At 68.6% G+C, this 20,753-nt stretch carries 20 protein-coding genes; 11 read left to right on the plus strand and 9 right to left on the minus strand.

Going from position 1 to position 20,753, the window contains the following annotated elements; translation table 11 throughout:
* Window positions 1–8: 8 nt before the first annotated feature.
* On the minus strand, window positions 9–215 hold the full coding sequence (locus tag AB0N61_RS12050; RefSeq protein WP_042540947.1) for a cold-shock protein: 207 nt from the start codon (window positions 213–215) through the stop codon (window positions 9–11).
* A gap of 542 nt (window positions 216–757) precedes the next feature.
* On the opposite strand from AB0N61_RS12050, the gene AB0N61_RS12055 reads away from it, so the two are divergent.
* A complete protein-coding gene (locus AB0N61_RS12055; protein WP_363364342.1) occupies window positions 758–1,576 on the plus strand; it encodes a shikimate 5-dehydrogenase in 819 nt (272 codons plus the stop codon).
* A gap of 30 nt (window positions 1,577–1,606) precedes the next feature.
* Here AB0N61_RS12055 and AB0N61_RS12060 read toward each other — a convergent pair whose 3' ends face one another.
* Both AB0N61_RS12060 and AB0N61_RS12065 read right to left on the minus strand, forming a co-directional pair.
* Window positions 1,607–2,440: an aldo/keto reductase gene (locus AB0N61_RS12060; RefSeq protein ID WP_363364345.1), complete on the minus strand. Its 834-nt coding sequence runs from the start codon at window positions 2,438–2,440 to the stop codon at window positions 1,607–1,609.
* 35 nt (window positions 2,441–2,475) lie between these two features.
* Window positions 2,476–3,663, minus strand: coding sequence for an MFS transporter (locus AB0N61_RS12065; RefSeq protein ID WP_363364346.1), 1,188 nt, complete (start codon window positions 3,661–3,663; stop codon window positions 2,476–2,478).
* Between the two features lie 112 nt (window positions 3,664–3,775).
* Between AB0N61_RS12065 and AB0N61_RS12070 the strand changes: the two genes are divergently transcribed.
* Window positions 3,776–4,225: a MarR family transcriptional regulator gene (locus tag AB0N61_RS12070; RefSeq protein WP_363364348.1), complete on the plus strand. Its 450-nt coding sequence runs from the start codon at window positions 3,776–3,778 to the stop codon at window positions 4,223–4,225.
* Window positions 4,226–4,247: 22 nt separating this feature from the next.
* Here AB0N61_RS12070 and AB0N61_RS12075 read toward each other — a convergent pair whose 3' ends face one another.
* Genes AB0N61_RS12075 through AB0N61_RS12090 form a run of 4 tightly spaced genes read right to left on the minus strand, consistent with a single transcriptional unit; the run spans window position 4,248 to window position 9,303 of the window.
* A complete protein-coding gene (locus AB0N61_RS12075) occupies window positions 4,248–6,611 on the minus strand; it encodes an FdhF/YdeP family oxidoreductase (RefSeq protein WP_363364350.1) in 2,364 nt (787 codons plus the stop codon).
* A complete protein-coding gene (fdhD, locus tag AB0N61_RS12080) occupies window positions 6,601–7,485 on the minus strand; it encodes a formate dehydrogenase accessory sulfurtransferase FdhD (RefSeq protein ID WP_363364353.1) in 885 nt (294 codons plus the stop codon). The genes AB0N61_RS12075 and fdhD overlap by 11 nt, the downstream gene beginning before the upstream one ends.
* 40 nt (window positions 7,486–7,525) lie before the next feature.
* Entirely contained in the window at window positions 7,526–8,236 is a 711-nt protein-coding gene (locus tag AB0N61_RS12085) for an ABC transporter ATP-binding protein (RefSeq protein ID WP_363364354.1), read from the minus strand.
* Window positions 8,233–9,303, minus strand: coding sequence for an ABC transporter permease (locus tag AB0N61_RS12090; RefSeq protein ID WP_363364357.1), 1,071 nt, complete (start codon window positions 9,301–9,303; stop codon window positions 8,233–8,235). Before AB0N61_RS12090 ends, AB0N61_RS12085 begins: the two co-directional genes overlap by 4 nt.
* 162 nt (window positions 9,304–9,465) lie before the next feature.
* Between AB0N61_RS12090 and AB0N61_RS12095 the strand changes: the two genes are divergently transcribed.
* Window positions 9,466–10,650, plus strand: a complete 1,185-nt coding sequence (locus AB0N61_RS12095; protein ID WP_363364360.1) for a sensor histidine kinase — start codon at window positions 9,466–9,468, stop codon at window positions 10,648–10,650.
* On the plus strand, window positions 10,647–11,273 hold the full coding sequence (locus tag AB0N61_RS12100) for a response regulator transcription factor (protein WP_363364362.1): 627 nt from the start codon (window positions 10,647–10,649) through the stop codon (window positions 11,271–11,273). Before AB0N61_RS12095 ends, AB0N61_RS12100 begins: the two co-directional genes overlap by 4 nt.
* A gap of 71 nt (window positions 11,274–11,344) precedes the next feature.
* Here the strand turns inward: AB0N61_RS12100 and AB0N61_RS12105 are convergent, their stop codons facing one another.
* Entirely contained in the window at window positions 11,345–12,289 is a 945-nt protein-coding gene (locus AB0N61_RS12105; RefSeq protein ID WP_363364364.1) for a LacI family DNA-binding transcriptional regulator, read from the minus strand.
* A 171-nt stretch (window positions 12,290–12,460) separates the two neighbouring features.
* Between AB0N61_RS12105 and AB0N61_RS12110 the strand changes: the two genes are divergently transcribed.
* From AB0N61_RS12110 to AB0N61_RS12140, 7 genes are all read left to right on the plus strand, one after another.
* The gene (locus AB0N61_RS12110) at window positions 12,461–13,975 is read left to right on the plus strand and encodes a mannitol dehydrogenase family protein (RefSeq protein WP_363364366.1); all 1,515 of its coding nucleotides are present in this window, start codon (window positions 12,461–12,463) and stop codon (window positions 13,973–13,975) included.
* On the plus strand, window positions 13,972–14,976 hold the full coding sequence (locus tag AB0N61_RS12115; RefSeq protein WP_363364368.1) for an L-idonate 5-dehydrogenase: 1,005 nt from the start codon (window positions 13,972–13,974) through the stop codon (window positions 14,974–14,976). Before AB0N61_RS12110 ends, AB0N61_RS12115 begins: the two co-directional genes overlap by 4 nt.
* A gap of 52 nt (window positions 14,977–15,028) precedes the next feature.
* Complete coding sequence (locus AB0N61_RS12120) at window positions 15,029–16,420, plus strand: MFS transporter (protein WP_363364370.1); 1,392 nt, start codon at window positions 15,029–15,031, stop codon at window positions 16,418–16,420.
* An 85-nt stretch (window positions 16,421–16,505) separates the two neighbouring features.
* Window positions 16,506–17,732: a D-mannonate dehydratase ManD gene (manD, locus tag AB0N61_RS12125; protein ID WP_363364372.1), complete on the plus strand. Its 1,227-nt coding sequence runs from the start codon at window positions 16,506–16,508 to the stop codon at window positions 17,730–17,732.
* Complete coding sequence (locus AB0N61_RS12130; RefSeq protein ID WP_363364374.1) at window positions 17,722–18,375, plus strand: bifunctional 4-hydroxy-2-oxoglutarate aldolase/2-dehydro-3-deoxy-phosphogluconate aldolase; 654 nt, start codon at window positions 17,722–17,724, stop codon at window positions 18,373–18,375. Before manD ends, AB0N61_RS12130 begins: the two co-directional genes overlap by 11 nt.
* The gene (locus tag AB0N61_RS12135; protein ID WP_363364376.1) at window positions 18,372–19,325 is read left to right on the plus strand and encodes a sugar kinase; all 954 of its coding nucleotides are present in this window, start codon (window positions 18,372–18,374) and stop codon (window positions 19,323–19,325) included. Before AB0N61_RS12130 ends, AB0N61_RS12135 begins: the two co-directional genes overlap by 4 nt.
* A 40-nt stretch (window positions 19,326–19,365) precedes the next feature.
* A complete protein-coding gene (locus AB0N61_RS12140; RefSeq protein ID WP_363364378.1) occupies window positions 19,366–20,124 on the plus strand; it encodes a Pr6Pr family membrane protein in 759 nt (252 codons plus the stop codon).
* A 111-nt stretch (window positions 20,125–20,235) separates the two neighbouring features.
* On the opposite strand, the gene arr is transcribed toward AB0N61_RS12140, so the two are convergent.
* On the minus strand, window positions 20,236–20,646 hold the full coding sequence (arr, locus tag AB0N61_RS12145; protein ID WP_363364381.1) for an NAD(+)--rifampin ADP-ribosyltransferase: 411 nt from the start codon (window positions 20,644–20,646) through the stop codon (window positions 20,236–20,238).
* Window positions 20,647–20,753 lie beyond the last annotated feature (107 nt).

The following is a 20,753-nucleotide window of genomic DNA, read 5'->3' on the forward strand; positions in this document are numbered from 1 at the left end:
GTCCGCTCTCAGAGCGGACGGATGTTCTCAGCCTGCAGGCCCTTGGGGCCCTGCGCCACGTCGAACTCGACTCGCTGGTTCTCTTCGAGAGACCGGTAGCCGGATGACTCGATGGCGGAGTAGTGCGCGAAAACGTCAGCGCCGCCGTCGTCGGGGGAGATGAAGCCGAAGCCCTTCTCCGAGTTGAACCACTTAACCGTGCCCTGGGTGCTCATGTACTGCCTGTTCTGCTGGAAAGAAGCCGACGCAGGATGCCCCGACGTGCTCCACGCTAGTGGAGCACGCGCTGAGCGGAAGTCCTGATGTCAGCCCGTAACCCAAATGTTGCATGAGCAGTCACGCACGGTCATGTGACGGTGGCGCGCGGACCCGTCAGAAAATGGTGTGGCCCTCACCGCGGGGGGAGCGATGAGGGCCGAAGACGACCGGAGGGTGCGTCAGATTCCAGCCTAACCCCTCGCGCGAGCTTTTGTCCCCCATTTGGGGGACAGATTCGAAATTTGTGAGAAGAGGACAAACGGCAGCGGCCCTCTCGAGCAGTCCGTTGGGGACAGAACTACTCGAGAGGGCCCAATCGCATGCACGGATCGCCTTTGCCTCTGGGGAAGGCAGCCCGTCTCTGGGGAAGACGGAGACGATCAATCCCCTGTGCATGCACCTTCACGATAGGGGAGGCGGTTCGATCACGCCAAGGGGGCTTGACGTCGACCGCCATCAGTGGCAAAGACACAGCGGAGTGCGCGAGTAGCCTGGTGCGGTGACCATGCTGAACAAGGACATGACCCTGTGCATCTCGCTGTCCGCGCGGCCGAGCAACAACGGCACGCGCTTTCACAACTTCCTCTACGAGGAACTCGGCCTCAACTGGATCTACAAGGCGTTCGCTCCGACCGACCTCGGCCAGGCGATCGCGGGCGTGCGAGGCCTCGGCATCCGCGGCTGCGCGATCTCGATGCCCTTCAAGGAGGATGTCATCGCGCTCGTCGATCACATGGATCCGTCGGCGACCGCGATCGACTCGGTGAACACGATCGTGAACGACGACGGGGTGCTCACCGCGTACAACACCGACTACAGCGCGATCGCTCAGCTGATCGAGCGCAACTCCCTCGACCCGGCGTCGTCGGTGCTGCTTCGCGGCTCGGGCGGAATGGCCAAGGCGACCGCCGCCGCCTTCCGCGACGCCGGATTCACACACGTCACGATCGCGGCGCGCAACGAGGAGCGCGGTCGCGGACTGGCAGACCTCTACGGGTTCGCCTGGACGGCGGATGCGGATGCCGCGAACGCCGACGTCATCGTGAACATCACGCCCATCGGCATGGCGGGCGGTGACGACGAGCACGCACTGTCGTTCACCGAGGAGCAGATCGCGGCGGCATCCGTCGTGTTCGATGTCGTCGCCCTGCCCGCCGAGACCCCCCTGATCTCCGCGGGTCGCGCTGCCGGCAAGACGGTCATCACCGGCGCCGAGGTGGCGACCCTGCAGGCCCTCGAGCAGTTCGTGCTCTACACCGGCATCCGCCCCTCCGCCGCTCAGGTGCAGGCGGCCGAGGAGTTCATGCGGGCGCAGTGATCGCTGCGCCCGCATGACCGCCCGAGAATCTCAGCCGTTGAACTCGGCGGGGTGCGGACCGGTGCGGCCGTCGCGCTCGAGGAGATCGACCGCCGCCAGCTCGTCGCCGGTGAGCTCGAAACCGAACACGTCGAGATTCTCCGCGATGCGAGCCGGGGTGACCGACTTCGGGATCACGATGCGTCCCTGCTGCAGGTGCCAGCGCAGCACGACCTGCGCCGGCGTCCGGCCGTGGCGCTCGGCGATCTCGACGACGGAGCGGTCGGAGAGGACGGCCCCCTGTGCGAGCGGACTCCACGCCTCGGTGACGATGCCCCGCTGAGCGTTCGCCTCGGCGACGACTCGATTCTGCAGCGCCGGGTGGAGTTCGATCTGGTTGACGGCGGGCACGACGCCGCCTTCGGTCTCGATGCGCTCGAGGTGCTCCGGTTCGAAGTTCGAGACGCCGATCGCCCGGACTCGTCCTTCGCGATAGAGGCTCTCGAGCGCCCGCCAGGTGTCCGCATACGTTTCCAGAGCGGGCGTCGGCCAGTGGATCAGATACAGATCGAGGTGATCGAGGCCGAGCCGCTCGAGCGATGCGTCGTACGCCCGCAGGGTCGCGTCGTATCCGTGGTCGGAGATCCACACCTTCGAGGTCACGAACAGTTCGTCGCGAGCGATGCCCGAGTCGGCGATCGCCCGTCCGACTCCGGACTCGTTGCCGTAGATCGCCGCGGTGTCGATGCTGCGGTACCCCGCATCGAGGGCTCCGGCGACGGCTGCCGTGGTCTCGGCATCAGGCACCTGGAACACGCCGTAGCCGAGCTGCGGCATCTCGATGCCGTTGTTCAGGGTGACGGTGGGAATGGTGGGAGCGTTCATGCTCGTGCTTCTTTCTCTCTGCGGATCGATGGGAGCTACGCGGCCACGGTCTGGAGCGTGCCTGTGGCGAGGGGCGACGACCGCCGGGCCGTGACCACCGCGATCACCATGACGACCAGTGCGGATGCCGTGATCGCGGCGCCGATCCAGATGGGCGATGTGTAGCCGAGTCCTGCGGCGATGCCGAGACCGCCTGCCCAGGCTCCGAGGGCATTGCCCACGTTGAACGCGCCGATGTTGGCTCCGGAGGCGAGGGTCGGCGCCCCGCCGGCGTAGTGCATGATGCGGCTCTGCAGCCCTGGCACCGTGCCGAATCCGAAAGCGCCCATCAGCACCAGGATCGCGATCGTCACGGGCTGCGACCAGGCGACGAACCCGAACAGCACCAGCACGACCACCAGAGCGGCGATGAAGGCGAGCAGGGTTCTGTCGATCGAGCGATCGGCCAGGCGTCCGCCGATCCAGTTGCCCGCGACGAGCCCGATGCCGAAGAGCACCAGCAGCCAGGGAACGGTCGAGTCGGCGAAGCCCGCGACGCCGGTGAGCGTATAGGCGATGTAGGTGAAGGCGCCGAACATGCCGCCGAACGCGAGCGCGGTGACGATGAGGGAGAGCCACACCTGCCCCGATCGGAAGGCGTGCAGCTCGCCGCGCAGACTGATCTGCTCACCGGTCTCCTTCGGCGCCGTGACGAGCAGGGCGATCCCCGCGAACGCGACGACGCCGATGGCCGAGATGACCCAGAACGTCGACCGCCAGCCGAACTGCTGGCCGAGGAAGGTTCCGAACGGAACCCCGAACACATTCGCCGCTGTGAGGCCCGTGAACATGATCGCGATCGCGCGCGCCTTCTTCTCGGGAGCGACGAGCTCGGCGGCCACGACCGATCCGATGCCGAAGAAGGCTCCGTGACACAGGGCCGCGATGATGCGACCGATCATGGCGACGGTGTAGTCGGGTGCGAGGGCCGTGATCGCGTTGCCCGCGATGAACAGCACGACGAGGCCGAGCAGCACGGGCTTGCGCGGCAGACGGGTCGTCGCGGCGGTGAGGCCGAGGGCGCCGACCACCACGCTCAGCGCGTAACCCGAGATGAGCCAGCCGGCCGTGGCCTCGGTGACCCCGAAGTCGGTGGCGACGTCGGGGAGGAGGCCCATGATCACGAACTCCGTGAGTCCGATCCCGAAGGCGCCGATGGCGAGTGCGATGAGTCCGAGTGGCATGGGTGTGCTCCGTGGTCCTCTGCTAAAGTAGTTGCAGACGCGGGATATTGCGTCCGACGGATAATCATTGCACACGCAACTACCCAGCGCAAGCAACTACTTGGAGGTCACTGTGGGCATCTCAGATGACGCTGTCGAGATCCGTGCGCGCGGCTGGCGCACCCTCGCCGCTCTGCACGGGATCATCGAGGCCGACCTCGAGAAGGCGCTCGGCACCTCCGCCGGCCTCTCGGTCGTCGAGTACACCGTGCTCGACGCCCTCAGCAGACAGGACGGCTGGCACATGCGCATGCAGCAGCTGGCCCGTGCGACGGCGCTGAGCCCGAGCGCCACGACCCGCCTCGTGACACGCCTCGAAGATCGCGGGCTGCTCACCCGCATCCTCTGTGCGGATGACCGTCGAGGCATCTACACCGAGCTCACCCCCGCCGGCCTGGCGCTGTACGAGCAGGCGCATCCGATCCACGACGAGACCCTCGAGCGTGCGCTCGGCGAGGCGATCACGCAGCCCGAGCTCGCCCCCGTCGTGCACGCGCTGCAGTCGGTGACCGCCGACGCCTGAGCACCGACGAGCGCAGTTCAGGTCAGGGCGCGCTGCGCGACACCGTCACCTGGATGCTCTTCATGAGCGGCTGATCGCTCTGCACGCTGAAGTCCTTTCGCCCGACCAGCACGTTCATCTCAGGCATGTACCCGGCGGCGCTGCCGCGCGGCAGGTCGTACGGCACGGCGCGGAACGCCCTCAGCATCCGCGTCGACCCGTCTTTCGACGTCGACACGATGTCGACGAGATCGCCCTCGACGAGCCCGCGATCGCGCATGTCGTCCTCGTGCAGGAAGACCAGCTCGCGCAGGTTCTTGACGCCGCGGTACCGGTCGTCGTTGGAGTAGATCGTCGTGTTCCACTGGTCGTGCGAGCGCACCGTCTGCAGCACGAGCGTCTCGGATGACTCAGGGATGACGTCCGGCAGCGGCGCGAGCGAGAACTCGGCCCGACCCGACGCCGTCTCGAACACACGATCCCTTGCCGGCTGCGGGATGCGGAAGCCGTGCCGATCGCGGATGAGGTCGTTGAACCCCTCGAACCCCGGCAGCACCTTCGCCATCACATCGCGGATGTTGTCGTAGTCGCCGATGTACCAGTCCCAGGGTGTCGCGGTGTGCGGCAGGGTCGCCTTCGCGATCCCTCCGATGATCGCCGGCTCCGACCTCAGATACGCGGATGCCGGCTGCTTGCGTCCCCTCGACAGGTGGACCATGCTCATCGCATCCTCGACGGTGACTCCCTGCGGACCCTGCGCCTGCTGGTCGCGCTCGGTGCGGCCGAGGCACGGCAGGATGAGCGCTTTCTCGCCGTGCACCAGGTGACTGCGGTTCAGCTTCGTGCTCACCTGCACCGTCAGGCGGCACTTCTCGAGACCCTGCGCGGTGAACGGGGTGTCCGGGGCTGCGAGCACGAAGTTGCCGCCCATGCCGACGAAGACCTTCACGCGCTCGTCGTGCATCGCCTCGATCGTGCGAACCGTGTCGAGTCCCGGATGCCGCGGCGGATCGATGCGGCACACGTCGGCGAGGCGGTCGAGCCAGGCATCCGTCGGATGGTGGTCGATGCCGCAGGTGCGGTTGCCCTGCACGTTGCTGTGCCCGCGGATCGGCGAGGGACCCGCGCCCCGGCGACCGATGTTGCCGCGCAGGAGCAGCAGATTGACGATCTCGCGCACGGTGTCGACGCCGTGCTCGTGCTGGCTCACGCCAAGGCACCAGCTGATGATCGTGCGCTCCGAGGCCAGATAGACCGCGGCGGCTGCCCGGATCTGCTCCTCGGTGAGACCGGACTGGAGAACGAGGTCTGCCCAGGTCGTGGCATCGACCAGTGCGCGGTACTCGTCGACGCCGTTCGTCAGGGTTGCGAGGAACTCGCTGTCGAGCACCGATGGGTCGTCCGCGGCCGCCTCGAAGACGACCTTCGACATGCCGCGGATCAGCGCCAGATCGCCGCCGGGCCGCACCTGCAGATTCATGGTGCTCGTGGGTGTGGCCGTGAAGCGGGCCATGTCGACGAAGTCGTGCGGCACGATCGTTCGGGTCGCTCCCGCCTCGACGAGCGGGTTGACGTGCACGACCTGAGCGCCGCGCTTCACGGCATCCGAGAGCGCCGTGAGCATGCGCGGAGCGTTGGATGCCGCGTTGACACCGAGCACGAAGAGAGCGTCGCAGGCGTCCCAGTCGTGCATGTCGACCGTGCCCTTGCCGGTGGCGATCGACGCCTTGAGTGCGCGGCCGGAGGCCTCGTGGCACATGTTCGAGCAGTCGGGCAGGTTGTTCGTGCCGTACTCGCGCACCATCAGCTGATAGAGGAACGTGGCTTCGTTGCTGAGCCGCCCGGACGTGTAGAAGGACGCTTCGTCGGGGCTGTCGAGCCTCTGCAGTTCGTCTCCGACCAGCGCGAACGCGTCGTCCCACGAGATCGGCACATAGTGGTCGGTCGCGGCGTCGTAGGACATCGGCTCGGTCAGACGTCCCTGGTCTTCGAGGTCGAAGTCGGTCCAGGTCGCGAGCTCGGTGACCGAGTGGTCGGCGAAGAACCGGCGGTCGACGCGCTTGCGGGTCATCTCCCACGTGACGTGCTTGATGCCGTTCTCGCAGATGTCGAGCTTCAGAGTGCCCGGGTCGTCCGGCCAGGCGCATCCGGGGCAGTCGTAACCCGACACGGGATGGTTCATCTGCAGCATCGCGAGCGGCCCGGCGATCGGTTCGCGCTGCTCGAGCACCACGCGCCCGACCGACGCGGCGGCGCCCCAGCCCGCGGCCGGATGCCGGTATGGCGCGCGCGACCAGGCACGATCGGTGCGCGGGCCGTATCCGCCCTGCCGCGGCTCGGCGGGCATCAGCCCGAACGCCGTCCCGGACGTTCCCGCGGGTCCCGCGGTCTCGTGGCTATCGAGCATGGATCGCTCCCTCCGCCGGATGCTCAGCCGGGCCGAGATCCTCGATGCGCACTCGATGCGCGTGGGTGTAGACGTTCATGGTTCGTCCGCGGACGAACCCGACGAGCGTGACGCCCGCCTCCTCCGCCAACTCCGCCGCCAGCGACGACGGGGCAGAGACCGCACTCAGCATCGGGATGCCGGCCATCGCCGCCTTCTGCACGAGCTCGAAGCTCGCGCGACCCGACACCTGCAGCACCTGTCGGCGCAGAGGCAGCCGACCGTTCAGCAGCGCCCACCCGACCACCTTGTCGACAGCGTTGTGCCGCCCCACGTCTTCACGCAGCACGAGCAGCTCGCCCGTGTCGGCGTCGAAGAGCGCGGCGGCGTGCAGGCCGCCTGTCTTGTCGAATGCCGCCTGCTCGGCGCGCAGTCGCTCGGGCAGGGCCGCGATCCGGGCGGCCTCCACGGCGACATCGTCGTCAGAGACCGGATGCCGCGACACCGTGCGCACCGCGTCGATGCTGGCCTTGCCGCACACACCGCAGGAGCTGGTCGTGTAGAAGCGCCGAGCAGCATCGGGATCAGGGAGCGCGACGCCTGGCGCGAGGCTGATGTCGAGCACGTTGTAGGTGTTCTCCTGGCCGCCGGTGCCGGGTCCGCCGCAGTGGATCGCGGAGTGGAAGTCGGCCGTGTCGGCGATCAACCCCTCCGACACCAGGAACCCCGCCGCCAGCTCGACGTCATGCCCGGGCGTGCGCATCGTGACCGCGAGCGGTGCTCCCGCGACCCTGATCTCGAGCGGCTCCTCGACGGCCAGCGTGTCGGCTCGGCGAACCGCCCCCTCTCCGAGAGTGAGCTTCAGTATCGGTCGCCTCGTCGTGATCCGCCCCACATCAGCGAGCGTACTCCGCGGGCATCCGATCGGCTCCGACTCAGCGGCCCGGGAGGGCTTCGTCGACGACGCGGCCGTCGACGACCCGGCCGTCGACGAGATGCAGCACCCCGTGCATGCGCGGGAGGTGCACGAGGTCATGCGTGACGAGCAGCGTCGAGGTGTTCCTCTCGTCGGTGAGCCGCAGGATGAGGTCGATGATCGCCGCCCCGCGCTCCTGGTCGAGGGCACTCGTGGGCTCGTCGACCAGCAGAACGCTCGGGTCGTTCATCAGCGCCCTGGCGATGTTGACACGCTGACGCTGCCCTCCCGAGAGCTGGTTGGGGCGCTTGTGACCGTGCTCGGCGAGGCCGACCGCCGACAACAGCTCCTCGGCACGAACGCTCACCTCGGCGCGGCGACGGCGGCTGCCCGGGGCCCCGAGCTCATTCATGACACCCAGCTGCTCTCGTGCGGTCAGCGACGGAATGAGGTTCGACTGCTGGAAGACGATCCCGATCCGGTCCCGCCGCAGACGCGTCGCCTGGGCCGGGCCGAGCGCGGTCACGTCGCTGCCGTCGATGAGGATCTCACCGGAATCCGGACGCAGCAGGGTTCCGGCGACGGCGAGCAGGCTCGATTTGCCCGAGCCACTGGGTCCGGTGATGCCGGTGACGGTTCCCGGGTGGGCGGTGAGCGAGACTCCGTCCACGGCGGTCACGCGGGAGTCACCATCGGGAAAGGTCAGAGTGATGTCGTTCAGGCGGATCATCGATTGCTCCCGAGTGCGGTGAGGGGGTCGGCAGAGGTGACGGATCGCAGGGCGAATGCGGCACCCGCGAGCCCGAGGGCGATCATGATGGCGCCAGGAAGGACGGTCGTGAGAGGGCTGAGCAGGAACGGCAGGGCGGTTCCGGCGAGCAGGCCGAGTACGGTGACCAGCGCCAGGCCGACGCCGATGCCGATCAGCAGCACGACCAGCGCCTGGCCCAGCGCGTCGCGGATCAGGGAGCGCGTGCTCGCGCCGAGCGCCTTGAGGACGGCGACGTCGCCCTTGCGCTGCATGGTCCACACGGTGAAGAACGCCCCGATGACGAGACCCGAGATGCCGAACAGCATGGCCACCATGAGCAGGAGCGATCCGATCTCCGAGCGGAAGGCGCTCAGCGCGGTCAGAGAGCCGAGGGTGGTCTCGGAGACCGTGTCCTGCGCGGCATCCGCGGCATCCCAGTCGGGCGCACCCGTGACGGCGAGGACGGTCGCGTAGGCATCGGGGTTGCCGGTGGATGCCGAGTACGCCTGCCAGTCGCGCAGGGTCATCTGCACGACGGGAGTGTGGCTGTACCAGGCGTCTCCCTCGATCGTCTCGACGTCGTAGGAGACACCGGCGATCTCGATCTGCTCCCCGACCGTCGCGTCGAGCGCATCCGCAGCGGGCACCGACAGTCGCAGCAGACCGTCCGCGGTGGGGGCGTGGGCATCGAAACCGGGCTCGACCCCGAACACCGCGATCGCGGCACGGGTGTCGTCGGTCTCGGCGCGGGTCTGACTGATGCCGAGGGGGCGCGCCTCGCTCACCCCCGCCGTCTCGGCCCAGTCGTCCGCCTGCTGCTCGGTGATCGCGGAGTCCGCGAAGCTGGGCGCCGCGCCGTCGCCCGAGGGCGCCGAGAACACGATGCGATCTGCGGGCAGGGCGAGCACGCCCGAGACGTTCTGGATGGCGAGCCCGCCCGTCAGTCCGCTGAGGAACCCGACGAGAAGGGTGATGAGGGCGACGACGGAGCCGATGAGGATGAATCGACCCTTGGCGAAGCGGAGATCGCGTAACGCGACGAACATGGTGAGCCTTTCCTGTCCTCGATGCGGGGACCATTCCACTTTCGCCGTCGGCGGCGGCAGCGTCATCGGCCGCTCGAAGAGCTCTGCGCGGCCGGATCGAGGATGCCGTGATCGTCCTTTCGGACGATGCCACGGCTGCTGCGTCGGCGTAGAGTTCGAGCCATGGCGCATACCGCTCTGACCCCGGTGTTCGTGGGTCTGCGGACAGGCCTGCACGTTCTCTTCTTCGCGCTGACCGGCGTCGTGATCGCTCGTGCGGTGCTCGACCCGTCGGAATGGAGCATCCCCGCCGTCGCGCTGTCGCTGATACTTGCCGCGACGTACGCGGCGGGTATCGCCCTCGCCCGGCTTTCCCGGCGGCGACGACTCTTCTCCCTGGTCTGGCTGGCCGTGCTGTTCGTCGAGTGGCTCGGTCTGCTCTGGATGAGCGCAGACGCCGCCTATCTCGCGTTTCCGCTGTTCTTCCTGTTCCTGCACCTGTTGGGCCGCTGGGCGGGGTCGGCCGCGATCCTAGTGGCGACGATCATCGCTGTCTGCGCACTCGGACTCCACGGCGGATGGAGCGTCGGCGGCGTCGTCGGTCCCTTCGTCGGCGCCGGCGTCGCACTGCTGATCGGCCTCGGCTACCAGGCTCTGGCGAGAGAGGCCGAGCAGCGCGAAGCGCTGGTCAGCGAACTGCTCACGACACGGGGACAGCTCGCCGCCCGTGAGCACGAATCAGGCGTCCTCGCCGAACGCGCCCGACTCGCCCGCGAGATCCACGACACCCTCGCGCAGGGGCTGTCCAGCATCCAGATGCTGCTGCACGCGGCGGACCGTGCCGACGACACGCGCCCCGGCATCGAGCACATCCGGCTCGCCCGCGAGACGGCCGCCGCGAACCTCGTCGAGGCGCGGCGGTTCATCCGCGAGCTGACCCCTCCCCAGCTCGACGATCAGTCCCTCGGCGGGGCCCTCCGACGACCGGCGCGAACCGAGTGGGCGTCGCAGGGACTCGACGTGCAGGTCCGGGTGTCCGACACGGTCGTCCTGCCCATGCATCTGCAGACCGCGCTGCTGCGCATCACGCAGGGTGCGATCGCCAATGTCATCCAGCACGCTCACGCGACGACGGCGACGGTCACCATTAGCGTCGAGGACGACCGCCTGCGCTTCACCGTCGAAGACGACGGAACCGGGTTCGACACCGACATCCCGAAGCGGGGCACCGCCGAGAGATCGGATTCCTTCGGTCTGCGTGCCACCGCCGAACGAGTGCAGCAGCTGGGCGGACGACTCGAGATCGATGCGGCGCCCGGACGAGGCACGACGCTCACCGTCGACCTCCCCCTGGCGGAGTTCGCATGATCCGGTTCGTCATCGCCGATGACCACCCCATCGTCCGCGCCGGCCTCACCGCCCTGTTCAGTCTCGAGCCCGATCTCGACGTGGTCGCAGAGGCAGCCACCGCCGACGAGGCCGTCGCCTGCGCCGAGCGCGAGAATCCGGACGTGGTGCTGATGGACCTGCAGTTCGGGTCGCACTCCCGGGCCACGGGGGTCGACGCGACCCGACGCATCCGAGCGCTCGACGCTCCGCCCTACGTTCTCGTGCTCACGAACTACGACTCGGATGCCGACATCCTCGGAGCCGTCGAGGCGGGCGCGAGCGGCTATCTGCTGAAAGACGCCCCACCGCACGAGCTCACCGCCGCCGTGCGCGCGGCCGCTGCGGGCGAGAGCGCGCTCGCTCCTGTCATCGCATCCCGACTGCTCGACCGCATGCGCGCACCGCGCGTCAGCCTCAGCAGCCGTGAGATCGACGTGCTCGAGCTCGTCGCCGCAGGGCGATCGAACAGCGAGGTGGCAGAGCGGCTCTTCGTCAGCGAGACGACCGTGAAGTCGCATCTCGCGCACATCTTCTCGAAGCTCGACGTCGGCTCCCGCACCGCCGCGGTCTCCGCCGCTCGGCAGAAGGGCATCATCCGCTGAGGCGGTGCAACCGCGGACCTGGCAGCCGCAGTCGTGAACTCGATCCGACGCTGATCACCAAGACGCGCCCCTCAGGCGGACGCGGGAGCAGCCGTCGAGGCCCGCACGATCAGCTGAGACCCCAGCGTCACGACGTCGTCGAGCGCGGTGCCGTTCATGGCCTGCAGCAGCAGATCGACCGCGAGCGCTCCGCTGCGTTCGATCGGCATGCGCACGGTCGTGAGCGCCGGCGTGACCGCGCCCGCCAGGTCGATGTCGTCGATGCCGACGATGCTGATGTCGGCAGGGCACCTCTTGCCGAGCTCGAGCATCCCGGCTTCCAGCCCCAGGGCCACGAGGTCGTTGTAGGCGACGACGGCGGTCGCTCCGCTCGCCGCGGCGAGCGCGGCAGCTGCGCGGCCACCCTGGATGGACGCGGCGTGGTGGCTGAGGCGGGTGAGGCGGATGCTGTGGCGCTCACACGCGCGGGCGACCGTGTCGGCTCGGTGGACGTCGGCCCACGAGCCTCGCGGCCCCGAGGCGTAGGCGATGTGCGTGTGCCCGAGCGCGACCAAATGCTCGATCGCCTGGCCCGGTCCGTTCTCGGTGTCCATGAGCACGCAGGGCGCTCCGTCGATCTGACGGTTGACCACGACGTAGGGGGTGTCGCCGACCAGTGCGAGCACCTCGTCGTCGGGCAGGCGCGGCGAGCACAGCAGCATGCCGTCGAGTTTGCGGGCCTGCTCGATCTGCTCGCGTTCGCGGCGCAGGTCCTCGTCGGCATCGAACAGCACGATGCGGTGGCGCCCGTGCCATGCCTGGCCCTGAATCGCCTTGAGCAGCGTGGCGTAGACCGGGTTCGACACATCGGGAACGACGACCCCGAAGGTGCGGGTCGCTGAGGCCGATTGCGGGGCGGCGTACCCGAGCTCCGTCGCGGCTTCGAGCACGCGGCCGAGCGTGCCGGGGGCGAGCCGGTCCGGCTCGCCGAAGGCACGCGACGCGGTGGCGATCGACACGCCTGCGTGCCGAGCCACGTCCGTCAGTGTTGCCGCCATGTTCTGCTCCCACCCTCCCCGTCATCCTACGGTCCGCGCGGCCGATGAAAGATGGCTTGACAAGTTTGTACAACTCATTCACACTGTTTGCAGGACGATCATCGCCGATCACCCATCAGGGTGCGCGGCCCAGAGCGAAGGAGCCGACGCGTGAGCATCGAGACACCGGTCCTGCGCCGCACCACCACCGCGAGCGCCACCCCGGGAACGACCCCCACGGGTGCCGGCATCCTGCACCTCGGGCTCGGCAGCTTCCACCGCGCGCACCAGGCCGTCTACACCGCGGCAGCCCTGCAGTCCGCGGGTGGCGACTGGGGAATCGTGGGTGTCGCCTCGCGATCGCGCGCCATCGTCGACGCGATGCACGCTCAGGACATGCTCTACTCGGTCGCGACCATCGCACCGGGAACGACATCGCTCACCATCCCCGGCGTGCACACCGATGCCTTCGTCGGTGCCCAGCAGCCCGAGCGCGTGGTCGCGCAGGTCGCCGACCCCGGCATCCGCATCGTGACGCTCACCGTCACCGAGAACGGCTACAGCTACTCCCCTGCGACGCAGCATCTCGACCTCGACGACGACACCGTGCGCGCCGACCTGCGAGGTGGTCCGGCTCGTTCGACCATCGGACAGCTCGCCCGCGGCCTGCAGGCTCGCGCCGCCGCCGGTGGCACGCCGATCTCGATCCTCAGCTGCGACAACCTCTCGGCCAACGGCGCCCACACGGAGAAGCTCGTGCGCGAATTCCTGCACGAGCTGCCCGGGTCCGAAGCCGCCGACGCACTCGCGTTCCTCGACCGCGCCGTGTCGTTCCCCTCGAGCATGGTCGACCGCATCGTGCCCGCGACCACCGCCGAGATGCGCACCCGGGTCAGCACCCTGCTCGGCGCTCGCGACGACATCCCCGTGCCCGCCGAGCCGTTCACCATGTGGGCGATCGAAGACCGCTTCGCCGGCGGACGCCCTGCGTGGGAGGCCGGCGGCGCCGTGTTCACCGACGAGGTCGGTCGCTACGAGCAGATGAAGGTGCGGCTGCTCAACGGGACCCACTCGCTCATCGCCTATCTCGGCGCGCTCAGCGGTGTCGGCACGATTCCTGAGGCCATCGGACTCGACGGCATCGAGAAGGCCGCCCGCGCCGTACTGCGCAAAGAATACGAGCCGTCGATCGAGGTGCCGTCGGGCGTCGACATCCGCGCCTACGAGAGCGAGCTCTTCGACCGGTGGGCCAACAGCGCTCTGGGTCACCGCACGAGCCAGGTCGGCACCGACGGCTCGGTCAAGCTGCGCCAGCGCATCCCTGAGCCGGCTCTGCTCGCGCTGCGAAACGGCGAGATGCCGCACCTCATCGCGCTGACCGTCGCCGGCTACCTGTCGTGCATCGCACCGCTGCCCGGCTTCGACCCCGGCCTGCACGCCGCGGCGATGACCGACAGCGCTCGCGAGCGTCTTGCGGGGTACGCGGCGAGCGCGCGCGACGGACGCGAACTCGCGCAGCGCGTGATCGGCGAACTGCACCTCTTCGGTGATGGACTCGGATCTCAGGATGCGTTCATCGCCCGTGTCGGCGAGTTCGTCGACATCATCCGTCGACAGGGCGTCGACGCCGCGATCACCGATGCCGTCTCGGCATCCGAGGCCACTATCAAGGAGATGCAGCCATGAAGGCTCTCGCCATCCACGGCAAGGAAGACATCCGCTGGGAGGACCGCGAGGCGCCCAGCCCCGGCGAGGGCGAGGTGCGCCTCCGCGTGAACTACGTCGGCATCTGCGGCTCGGACCTGCACTACTACTTCCATGGCGCCAACGGCGAGTACACGATCCGCGAGCCCCTGACCCCCGGTCACGAGCTCTCGGGCGTCGTCGATCTCGACCCCTCGGGCCGCCTGGCGCCCGGCACCCCCGTCACCGTCCACCCGGCGCGATACGGAGTCGAGGTCCCCGGCCTCGAGAACCACCCGCACCTGCGCCCCGGTGGCGACTACTTCGGCAGCGCGGCGGCGAACCCGCACCGTCAGGGCGGGGCATCCGAGCTGCTGATCGTCGAAGACCACATGGTCCGCGTGCTCCCCGCCTCCCTTCCACTCGAGCGTGCAGCCCTCGCCGAGCCGCTGGCCGTCGCGATCCACGCCGTGAGCCTCGCGGGAGACATCACCGGCAAGCGGGTGCTCGTGATTGGCGCGGGCCCCATCGGGCTCCTCGTCGTGGCCGCGGCACTCCACGCGGGCGCTGCGGTCGTCGGAGCCAGCGATGTGCGTGAAGAGCCCCTCGACCGCGCGACGTCACTCGGCGCGACCGAGGTCTCACTCGTCGGCCGCGACACGATCGAGAACGAGTCGTACGACGTCGTCTTCGAGTGCTCCGGCGTCGGGGTCGCGCTCACCCAGGCCGTGCGCGCCGCTCGCCGGGTCGGCACCATCGTGCAGGTCGGGATGCTGCCCAACGCCGACATCGGAGTGAACCTCGCCCCGATGCTCGCCAAGGAGCTCACGATCCGCGGCGCCTTCCGCTTCTCGACCGAGATCGACGACGCGGTCGCCCTGCTGGCGGAATCCGACGCTCTCGACTCCGTCATCTCGCACGTCCTCCCGGCATCCGACGCCGTCCAGGCCTTCGAGCTCGCTCGCGACTCGTCGGCCTCGGCGAAGGTCCTGCTCTCCCTCTAGCGCACAACCCGACACACCCCTCCTGTTTCCCTGGTCCGAAGGAGTACCTCCCATGTCAGACACCCAGACGACGGCCTCGGCCGCCGATCCCGCCGCGAAGAGGTCGGTCAAAGACCTCGTCCGCGCCGCCATCTCCGGCTGGCTCGGCACGGCGCTCGAGTTCATGGACTACCAGCTGTACTCGCTGGCGGCCGCACTCGTCTTCGCCGATCTGTTCTTCTCGTCGGAGAACCCCGCTGTGGCCGTCGTCGCGGCGATGGCCACCTACGGCGTCGGCTACGTCGCCCGTCCGGTCGGCGCGTTCTTCTTCGCCCGCCTGGGTGACAAGACCGGCCGCACGAAGGTCCTCTTCTACACGATCCTGCTGATGGGTCTCGCGACGACCCTCATCGGCTTCCTGCCGACGTACTCGCAGGTGGGCGTGCTCGCTCCGATCCTGCTCGTGCTGCTGCGCATCGCACAGGGCTTCGGCGCGGGTGCCGAGATCTCGGGCGCGGGCGTCATGCTCGCCGAGTACGCACCGGCGAAGCGCCGCGGCATCATCGCCTCGCTCGTCGCGCTCGGCACCAACTGCGGCACGCTGCTCGCCTCGGGCATCTGGGCGATCCTGCTCGTGGCATACAGCGAAGACGAGGTCATCGCCTGGGCATGGCGCATCCCCTTCATCGCGAGCGCCGTCATCATGCTCTTCGCGATCTGGGTGCGCTTCAACCTCAAGGAGACCCCGGTCTTCGAAGAGCGCGACGACGTCGTCGACGGCAAGGCGCTCTCGCGCGACGAGGTCGTGAAGCTCGCCACCGAGACCAACGACATCCGCACGCTCGAGGCGATGAACCGCAAGCCCTGGAAGGCGTTCTCGATCGCGCTGCTGCTGCGCTTCGGACAGGCCGGCAACTCGGGCATGATCCAGACCTACCTGATCAGCTACATCACCGTCGTGCTGCTGCTCGACCGCTCGATCGGCGTCAATGCCGTGATCGTCTCGTCTCTCGTCGCATTCATCACGGTGCCCCTGTCGGGCTGGCTCGGCGACCGCTTCGGCCGCAAGCGCATGTACATGGTGTGGGCGATCATCGCTCTCATCGTCATCGTCCCGACGATGCTCATGATCAACAGCAAGGACACCCTGCAGGTCTTCGTCGGCTACGTGGTGCTGCACAACCTCGCGGTCATGAGCTTCGCCTCGCTCGAGAACCTGACGCTCCCCGAGCTGTTCGGATCGCGCAACCGGTACACGTTCACGGCCATGGCTCGCGAGATCGCCGCCATCGTGGCGACCGGCGCCGGCCCCGTCATCGCGGCCGCATGGGTGTCGGCCGCCACGGGGTCGTTCATCCCGATCATCATCATGCTGTTCGTCTTCACGCTGTGCGCGCTCATCGCCTCGATCTGGATGCCGGAGGTCGCCGGCCGCGACCTGACCGATCCGCGCGACGCGATCTGACCGCACCGCTCATCACGACCAGGGGTGCGGGCGCCCGAACGCCCGCACCCCACAACCTCACCCCGCACTCCCAGGAGAGAACGCCATGACCATCGAGCTCGTCGACGTCATCATCACCAGCCCCGGACGCAACTTCGTCACCCTCAAGATCACGACCTCCGACGGAATCGTCGGCCTGGGTGACGCCACGCTCAACGGACGCGAGCTCGCCGTCGCCTCGTATCTCTCCGACCACGTCGCCTCGATGCTGATCGGCCGCGACGAAGACCGCATCGAAGACACCTGGCAGTACCTCTACCGCGGCCCCTACTGGCGTCGCGGCCCCGTCACCATGGCCGCGATCGCCGCGGTCGACATGGCCCTGTGGGACATCAAGGCCAAGAAGGCCGGGATGCCGCTGTACCAGCTGCTCGGCGGCGCGAGCCGTGAGGGCGTCCGCGTGTACGCCCATGCCTCGGGCACCGACTACGCCGCCCTGAAGAACGCGATCACCGGATACGAGGAGCTCGGCTTCACCGCCGTTCGCGTGCAGACCGGCGTGCCGGGACTCGGCCAGATCTACGGCGTCTCGGCCGCAGGACCCGGCGTGCGCTACGACTACGAGCCCGCCAAGCGCTCGGGTGACCGTCCCAGCGAAGAGACCTGGGACACCCGCAACTACCTCAACCACATGCCCGGGATCTTCTCGCAGATCCGTGAGGACTTCGGCACCGACCTCCGCATTCTGCACGACGGACACCACCGGATGTCGCCGATCGAGGCCGCGCGCTTCGCGAAGGACATCGAGCCCTACGACCTGTTCTGGCTCGAGGACTGCACCCCAGGCGAAGACCAGAGCGCACTGCGCCTCGTGCGCCAGCACTCCACGACGCCGCTCGCGATCGGCGAGGTCTTCAACTCGGTCTTCGACTATCAGACGCTCATCACCGAGCGGCTGATCGACTACGTGCGCTCGGCGGTCACCCACACCGGCGGCATCACGGCCATGAAGAAGCTGCTCGACTTCGCCGCGATCTACGGCATCAAGTCCGGCATCCACGGGCCGACCGACATCTCTCCTGTCGGTATGGCCGCCGCGCTGCACCTCGACCTGGCGATCCACAACTTCGGCATCCAGGAGTACATGCCGCACAACGAGCAGACGCTCGAGGTCTTCCAGACGTCCTTCACGTTCGACAAGGGCTTCCTGCACCCCGGCGACCAGCCGGGTCTCGGCGTCGACCTCGATGAGGATGCCGCGGCCGGCCACGAGTACACCAAGGCGTATCTGCCGGTGAACCGTCTGCTCGACGGGACCGTCCATGACTGGTGAGGCTCGTCGGCTCGCGCTTCCGCAGCGCACGGTCGACTCGCGCCTGATCGTCGTCGCCCGCGCGCAGCGGGCGAAGGATTACGACGCCGTGCTCGACGTGCTGGTGGACGCCGGCATCCGCAGCGTCGAGCTGACGCTGACCACGCCCGGCACCTTCGAGCACTTCCCGCAGCTGCTGGCCCGCTTCGGCGACGCGATCGACCTCGGCATCGGCACCGTCACGAACAGGGTCGACCTGGCGCGGGCGATCGAAGTCGGTGCGGCCTACATCGTGACGCCGATCACCTCGACGGAGTTCGTGGCGCAGGCGACGGATGCCGGCGTGCCGATCGTGCCGGGCGGACTCACCCCGACGGAGCTCTTCGCCTCGTGGGCGGCCGGAGCATCCGCGGTCAAGGTGTTCCCGGCAGGTCAGGTGGGTCCGTCCTACCTCAAGGATCTGCGCGGCCCGTTTCCCGACCTCGTCGCTGTGCCCTCGGGCGGCGTCGACCTGGCCGGGGCCGAGGCCTGGCTGCGTGCCGGTGCCGTGGCGGTCAGCGTCGGTGGCCCGCTGCTGGGCGACGCCTTCGCGGGCGGCGACCTGCAGGCGCTGCGGCAGCGCGCCGCCGCGTTCGTCGATGTCTGCGCGCGGAGCTCCGCGTGACCTCGCCCTCTGTCGTCACTCTCGGCGAGACCATGGCGCTCGTGCGCACGACCGAGATCGGCTCGCTGCGCCACGCGAATTCGATGGCGTTCGGCATCGGCGGCGCCGAGAGCAACGTCGCGATCGGGCTCGCTCGGCTCGGAGTCGCGACCTCGTGGCTGGGCCGGGTCGGCGACGACTCCTTCGGCGAACGCGTCGTGCGAGAGATCCGCGGTGAGGGCGTCGACGTGCAAGAGATCGTCGACGCGGATGCCGCGACCGGCCTCATGGTGAAGGAGCGCCCCTCTGCGGCATCCACTGCGGTGCACTACTACCGCGCAGGGTCGGCCGGTTCGCGGCTGCGACCCGAGGATCTGCCCGACGGCTGGGTCGAGGACGCGTCGCTGCTGCACATCACCGGCATCACGCCCCTGCTGTCAGAGACCGCCCGGGCCGCCGTGCACGCGGCGATCGATCGTGCCCGGGCAGCCGGAGCATCCGTGAGCTTCGACATCAACTACCGCTCGGCGCTGGCGTCGCCCGATGTCGCAGGGCCCGTCTTGCGCGAAATCGCGGAGCGTGCCGATATCGTCTTCGGCGGCGGGGAGGAATTCGAGATCCTCTATCCGGGTGCTTCGGTCGCCGACGCCGCGGAGCGCCTGCGGGAAGCCGGATGCGCGACGACCGTGCTCAAGCAGGGTCCGGACGGCGCCACGGTCTTCACGGCCGGATCGGTGGCGGAGGCCCCCGGGTTCACGATCGATCCGGTCGACACGGTGGGCGCGGGCGATGCGTTCGTCGCGGGATATCTCAGCGCCCTGCTCGACGGTCAGGATCTCACCACCGTGCTGCGCCGGGCGAACGCCTGCGGCGCGATGGCCTGTCTCGTCCCCGGGGACTGGGAGGCCGCGCCGACGCTGCGCGACCTCGAGCGGTTCCTCGACGGCGACTCCGACCCGGTGCGGCGCTGACGCGGCGTCGACGCCACCTCACAACGCGTAGCCTCGAAGGATGTCCAGAGCCGTCGTCTCCCTGCCCACGGCTTCCGCCCTTCCGGAATCCGAGCCCCGTCGCACCCCGCTGTTCTCCCGCGCCGCGGTCAACGTCCGACCGGCCGCACTCGTCTACCGGGTCGTGGCACTTGCCGTCATCCTGACCGGCATCATCCGGCACGCCGACCTGCTGAGCGGTCAGCCGGCGTGGACGACCGTGCTGTTCTACACGATGGTCAGCAACCTGCTGTGCCTCGCGTGGGTGGTGCTCCTCATCGTCCGCACGGTCCGAGATCTGCGACGGAGTGGACGGTTCGGCACCTCGACCCCCAGCGCCCGGGGCAGCGGGGCTGTGATGTTCGCGATCACCGTGACCATGCTGATCTATCTGATCGTGCTCGTGCCCGCACGGTTCGCCGACGGCGACGCCGAGATCTTCTCGCTCACCGACAACCTGATCCACATCATCACCCCTGTGCTCGTGATCGTCGACTGGCTCGTCTTCGTGCCGAAGGGGTCGTTCCGCTGGATCGATCCGCCCCTGTGGACGCTCCTGCCCTATGCGTATCTGGCCTGGGCCTTCGCCTACGGCGCGCTCGGCGGGGAGTTCACGCCGGGACACGCGTTTCCGTACCCCTTCATGGACATCGACGTGCTCGGGCTCGCGGGCGTCGCTCAGTGGATCATCGCGCTGACCGTCGCCCTCGTCGCGGTCGGCTACGTGTTCGTCGTCATCGACCGCATCCTCGGAGCGCTCGCGCAGCGACTCATCCGCTGACCCGGGTCCGAGTCTGTTCGATCGCAGGATTCGCGCACGTGTGCAGGACCATACCCCGGCTCTTCTCCTGCATACGTGCCGGGATCCTGCAGACGACCCGAACCGACAGCCTCAGTTGATGATCTCCGCGCGGTCGTCGGAATGCAGGGCCGCAAGCCGTTCGCGCCATGCGGCGAGCGCCTCGGGTGCGAGTCGCGTCCAGTCGAGCACCTCGCGGACGACTCTCAACGGCGCGCTGCTGCGGTAGGAGCGGGTCGGATTGCCGGGGAACTTCTTGTCGGTCACATTCGGGTCGTTCTCGAAGTCACCGGTCGGCTCGACCTCGTAGACCCGCGGCTCGCGCTCCCCCGGAGCGAGCTCTGCGGCGAGGCCCGCACCATCGGCCACCGCCGTGAAGTAGATGTGGTTCATCACGATCTCGGGCCGGTAGTTCGACGGGAACCCGGCAGTCAACAGATCGCCCGGTCGCAGGTCTGCCTTGGTGCCGTGAAAGAACGGTCCGTCGTCGAGTGCGTTGCTCACGCGCAGAATCCTACGACCGCCGGCACGCGCAGAGAAGGAGATCCCGCCGTACGAAGGACGGATGCCGTCGGCCGGCCCTTCGTCGAGCGAGATCTCCTTCGCAGCGG

The sequence above is a fragment of the Microbacterium sp. NPDC089320 genome, from assembly GCF_040684875.1.
GTDB lineage: Bacteria > Actinomycetota > Actinomycetes > Actinomycetales > Microbacteriaceae > Microbacterium.